Genomic DNA, 4407 nt, shown 5'->3' with positions numbered 1-4407 from the left:
AAGGGTACTTATAAGTACCCTTACTAAAATCGGTATTCGCGGAAAGGACTTTGGAGCCGTGGTTGGGGAACAGCCTCAGCCACACGAGCTGCGCGGAGCGGTTTAAACCTCCGGCCCGCGGCTCGAATCATCTACCAGAAGACGGCGGCCAAACGCCAACTTCCGGCTCGGGAATCAGGGCCGCGAAGGGGATTTAGCCGTTGCCAAACCCTCCGGCAGGGGGCTGGCGACCGGATGAACCCGGGAACCGCCCCGTGACGGCGGAAGAACTACAGGAACGATCATGCTCGAACTGCTAGCCACCGGTTCCCTCCGTGGGATGCTGCTGCCCCCCACCTACGGGACGCACGTTACACAATCGGCCGAATTCACCGTCATGTCCGTCGAAATCTGGACCACGGGACTGGTGGTGAACATCCACCTGGCCTCAACCGAAGGCCCTCCGCCCAACATCACGATGCAGGACCACTTCGGCACGGAGTACACGCTGCAGGACTCCGCCACAGTGGGTTCCCGGAACCTGCAGGTCTTCACTCCCTCGGTGCCGGAAGGGACCCGGAGCCTGACCATCAGGTCGAAGGACGACGCCGAAGCCCGCCCCGTGGTGACGTTTGCCGTGCCCGCCCTGGTCCGACGCGTTGCGGAAGAGCATCAGGCCGTCCCCTTCCCTACGCCGGCCCGTCTCCGCCGCCCGGCTTAGGCAGCGGCGGCCCTGGGGCCCGGTCCGGCATCCGTCCGCATGGCGGATTGGGCAAGCGCTTTCCCGCGGAGAGCTGGCATGATGGACGGCATGCGCATTCTCATCGCTCCGGACAAATTCAAGGGCTCACTCACCGCGGCTGAGGCTGCCGCCGCCATTGCGGAGGGTGCCCTGCGCGTCTATCCCGACGCCGTCGCCACCCAGTTCCCGATCGCCGACGGCGGCGAAGGGACCTTGGAAGCGGCCGTGGCCGCGGGATATGAGGAGCGGCTCAACGCCGTCGTGGGTCCCATCCTTGCCCCGATGGGGGCCGCATGGGCCATCCGAAAGAACGCCGACGGCGGTGCTTCCGCCGTGATTGAGACGGCGCAGGCATCCGGGCTCGCCGAAATGGAACCTACTCCGGCCAATGCCCTGCGGGCCCACAGCTACGGCTGCGGGCAGCTGATCGCAGCCGCCCTCGATGCCGGAGCCACAGAGATCGTGCTGGGGCTCGGCGGCTCGGCAATGACCGACGGCGGCAGCGGGGCCCTGCGTGCATTGGGGCTCAAGCCCCTGGATGCCGCCGGAAACGTGGTCCCCCTCGGCGGCGGGTCCCTCGGTGACATCGTTGCCTTGGACGTCTCAGGGCTGGATCCGCGACTCTCTGCCGTGTCCTTCAGGATCGCAGTGGACGTCCAGAATCCGCTCTACGGGCTGACGGGCGCTGCCCACGTTTTCGGTCCCCAGAAGGGGGCCGATGAGGAGGCAACGGAAGTGCTCGACGCCGGGCTCCGCAACTGGGCATCGGTCCTGCGCGAGTCCACGGGCCGGGACGTCAACGTGCCGGGTGCCGGCGCGGCGGGCGGGTTCCCGGCGTCGTTCCTTGCCTTCACCAACGCCACGCTGGAAGGCGGATTTGCGCTGGTCGCCGGACTCACTGGCCTGGCTGGCCAGTTGGAGAACGCCGATCTGGTGATCACCGGCGAGGGGTCCATGGACTCGCAGTCGCTGACCGGCAAGGCACCCATCGCACTCGCGGACGCTGCCCATGGGCGGGGCATCCCCGTCATCGTGGTGGCCGGACGGATCCTGGTGACCCAGGAGGAGCTGGCGGGGCACGGCGTGGTGGCCGGGGCCCAGCTGCTGGACGTCGCAGCCGGCCCGGAAGACGCCATAGCAAACGCCGCGAAATACCTGGCGTGGGCCACCACTCAGGTGCTGGAAGGCGCATAGCGCCACCAGCGGTTGCGGGTCAGGTGCCGGTCTCGTAATGCGGCTCGGCCACGGGTTTTGATTCGGGGGAGCCCCTCTCGCGGAGATAGACGGACGCGCCCACCAGGACAGCGACGGCCAGGAACTCGCTTTGCCAGTTCTGGAAGGACTCGAACCAGAACTGGCTGGTTCCCATGAACTCAAGGACGCCGACAGTGGCCTCGCCGTGGCTTTGCTGCTCGTCGTTGTAGGCCGCCGCCCCACCCATGGCATGCGCGCTGAACGAGGCGATGAAGAGCAGGAACAGCAACAGGGACAGCGAGTGTTCGTAGACCTTGAGCCATATGCCGCCCCGTTTGACCGGCCAGGGGGTGGAGTCCTTGATGGCCGCGTTCCGCGGGTCCTGATCCTGCGGAGCTTCCTTGCCCATCGGCTTGGACTCGGACGATCCCTTCTGGAACAGGAACACGGTGAGCACAACGTACATGCCCATCTGCAGGAACTCGGATTCCCAGTTCTCAAAGGTCGCTTCAACGAAATTGCCCGTGGACAGGTACTCCACCACCGTGACCCCGGGCTGCCCGTGCTCTGCCTGTTCCTCGCTGTACGCCGCGGCGCCGGACAGGATCATTCCAGCGAAAAACGAGAGGAACAGCCCGGCGTTGACCAGCAGCAGTCCGTGTTCCTTGGCCCAAGTGCGCATGTCCATCCTCCCGGTACGTCCCAGCCTCCCGCGTGCTCTTTGATCCCTGACCGCCCCGTGGATCACCCGCCGGAGGCCCGTTTATTGAGCCGCACCGGGACTGCAATGAGCAGCAGGAGCAGGATGGCCAGCAGGACGCCTCCTGCCGTCAGGCCGGCTGTACGGCCCAGGGTCACATCAAAGACCAGGGCCGCGGTTCCCACGCTGAGCATCCCAACACCGCCCAGGGCCACCTTGGTGATGAAATCGGCGCTGGACACCAAGGTTGCCTTCAGACGCTGACGGAAGAGCCGCCGGTGGACGCTTACCGGCAGGAGAATCAGGGCGGTGGTCAGAGACGCAACCACCACGTTGACGAGGTAGAGGCCAACCTGAAAATCGTCGAGGGTCTCGAAGCGCTCCTGGAACGGGAGGGTCAGCAGGAAGCCGGCAAGAATCTGGACGCCTGTCTGTAAAACCCTGAGTTCCTGCAGCAGCTCGGCCCAGTTCCTGTCGAGCTGCTCCTCCGGGGTTTCATTCCGGCCGGTCTTGCCCGTGAAGTCCTCCACATCGGACATTGCTTCTCCTCCCACGATGCCCGGATGGGCCTGCTGGCCCGCGCCGGGTGCTCCCAAACTAGGCCGAAGTTGCGCGGAGATCAACTTTTGATAAGTTTACTGATTATTGTCCCGGAACGGTGGACTTGCTCCGCCCGGCGGGATAGTTTCGAAGGGCCGGAGAAGTCCGGGGCACCCTTGGAAAACCGACAGCGAACAGGCGGACTATGAGCGAGACTGAGAAGCAGACGGACCAGCCCAGGGACCCGAGGGGCGGCTACCACTCCGGACCGTTTCCTGAGCAGGAACAGGAGCAGCCGGGCCTCACCGCGCCGATGGATCCCAAGCCGGACCATGGCGAGCTGAGCTACGAAGGCCACGGGCAGCTGCAGGGCAAGGCTGCCCTGATTACCGGCGGGGACTCGGGGATTGGCAAGGCGGCGGCCATCGCGTTTGCCCGCGAGGGGGCCGACGTCGCAATTTCCTACCTTCCCGAAGAGGAAGACGACGCCCAGGACACCGCCGGCTGGATTCGCAAGGCAGGCGGGCGGGCGCTCCTTCTGGCTGGCGACGGGCGGGAAGAGGAGTTCAGCACCCGGATCGTCGCGGACGCCGTGGCTGAGTTTGGCCGGCTTGATGTTGTGGTGCTGAATGCGGCCTACCAGAAGAACCGGGACAGCTTCGATTCCCTTCCCACGGAGGAATTCGACAGGGTGTTCAAAACCAATCTTTACTCCCTGCTGTGGACGGCACGGGCCGCGGTACCGCACCTGCAGGCCGGCGCCTCGATCATCACCACCGCGTCCATCCAGGCCTTCAACCCCTCGCCGCAACTGATCGATTACGCCATGACCAAGGCGGCTCAGGTGGCTTTCACCAAGGCGCTCGCGCAGGAACTGGGGCCGAAGGGAATCCGGGTCAATGCGGTGGCGCCCGGCCCCATCTGGACTCCGCTCATCCCTGCCACCGAATGGCCGGACAAACTTCCCACGTTCGGGCAGGACACCCCCTTGCAGCGGGCAGGCCAGCCGGCCGAACTCGCCGCCGCCTACGTGCTGCTGGCCTCGGACCAGGGCTCGTACATTTCCGGGGCTGTGCTGCCAGTAACCGGCGGCAAGGGCCTCTAGCAGCAGCAGGATTTACACGGCAGATTCAGCCACATCCACAACAGGAGGAACCATGAGTCAGGACAGCCAGGACACTCAGGGCACGAAGCCCGAAGAAGAGGGTGGCTACGGCACTCCGACCCCGGAGCAGGAGCTGGGCGGTGCCGG

The 4407-nt window shown here is 65.5% G+C and carries 5 protein-coding genes; 3 read left to right on the top strand and 2 right to left on the bottom strand.

Annotated elements, in window-relative coordinates; translation table 11 throughout:
• Window positions 1-283: 283 nt before the first annotated feature.
• On the top strand, window positions 284-700 hold the full coding sequence (locus DBR22_RS21525) for a hypothetical protein (RefSeq protein WP_258229366.1): 417 nt from the start codon (window positions 284-286) through the stop codon (window positions 698-700).
• Window positions 701-790: 90 nt separating this feature from the next.
• Window positions 791-1915: a glycerate kinase gene (locus DBR22_RS21520; protein WP_108600668.1), complete on the top strand. Its 1125-nt coding sequence runs from the start codon at window positions 791-793 to the stop codon at window positions 1913-1915.
• 19 nt (window positions 1916-1934) lie between these two features.
• On the opposite strand, the gene DBR22_RS21515 is transcribed toward DBR22_RS21520, so the two are convergent.
• Both DBR22_RS21515 and DBR22_RS21510 read right to left on the bottom strand, forming a co-directional pair.
• On the bottom strand, window positions 1935-2597 hold the full coding sequence (locus DBR22_RS21515; RefSeq protein WP_108600667.1) for a DUF6766 family protein: 663 nt from the start codon (window positions 2595-2597) through the stop codon (window positions 1935-1937).
• 62 nt (window positions 2598-2659) lie between these two features.
• Window positions 2660-3154 carry a DUF6328 family protein gene (locus DBR22_RS21510; RefSeq protein WP_108600666.1) on the bottom strand — a complete coding sequence of 165 codons (495 nt, stop codon included), beginning with the start codon at window positions 3152-3154 and terminating at the stop codon, window positions 2660-2662.
• A 206-nt stretch (window positions 3155-3360) separates the two neighbouring features.
• On the opposite strand from DBR22_RS21510, the gene DBR22_RS21505 reads away from it, so the two are divergent.
• The gene (locus DBR22_RS21505) at window positions 3361-4260 is read left to right on the top strand and encodes an SDR family oxidoreductase (RefSeq protein WP_108600665.1); all 900 of its coding nucleotides are present in this window, start codon (window positions 3361-3363) and stop codon (window positions 4258-4260) included.
• Window positions 4261-4407: the final 147 nt, after the last annotated feature.

Origin of the sequence: Arthrobacter sp. HMWF013 (assembly GCF_003061105.1) — a bacterium.
GTDB lineage: Bacteria > Actinomycetota > Actinomycetes > Actinomycetales > Micrococcaceae > Arthrobacter.
The sequence above is the reverse complement of the archived record's forward strand: the minus strand, read 5'-3'. Positions and strand labels throughout refer to the sequence as shown.

What these genes read in the sequence shown, in the direction of transcription:
- DBR22_RS21525 (WP_258229366.1), top strand. Translation starts at nt 284, where the DNA reads ATGCTCGAACTGCTAGCCACCGGTTCCCTCCGTGGGATGCTGCTGCCC.
- DBR22_RS21520 (WP_108600668.1), top strand. Translation starts at nt 791, where the DNA reads ATGCGCATTCTCATCGCTCCGGACAAATTCAAGGGCTCACTCACCGCG.
- DBR22_RS21515 (WP_108600667.1), bottom strand. Translation starts at nt 2,597, where the DNA reads ATGCGCACTTGGGCCAAGGAACACGGACTGCTGCTGGTCAACGCCGGG.
- DBR22_RS21510 (WP_108600666.1), bottom strand. Translation starts at nt 3,154, where the DNA reads ATGTCCGATGTGGAGGACTTCACGGGCAAGACCGGCCGGAATGAAACC.
- DBR22_RS21505 (WP_108600665.1), top strand. Translation starts at nt 3,361, where the DNA reads ATGAGCGAGACTGAGAAGCAGACGGACCAGCCCAGGGACCCGAGGGGC.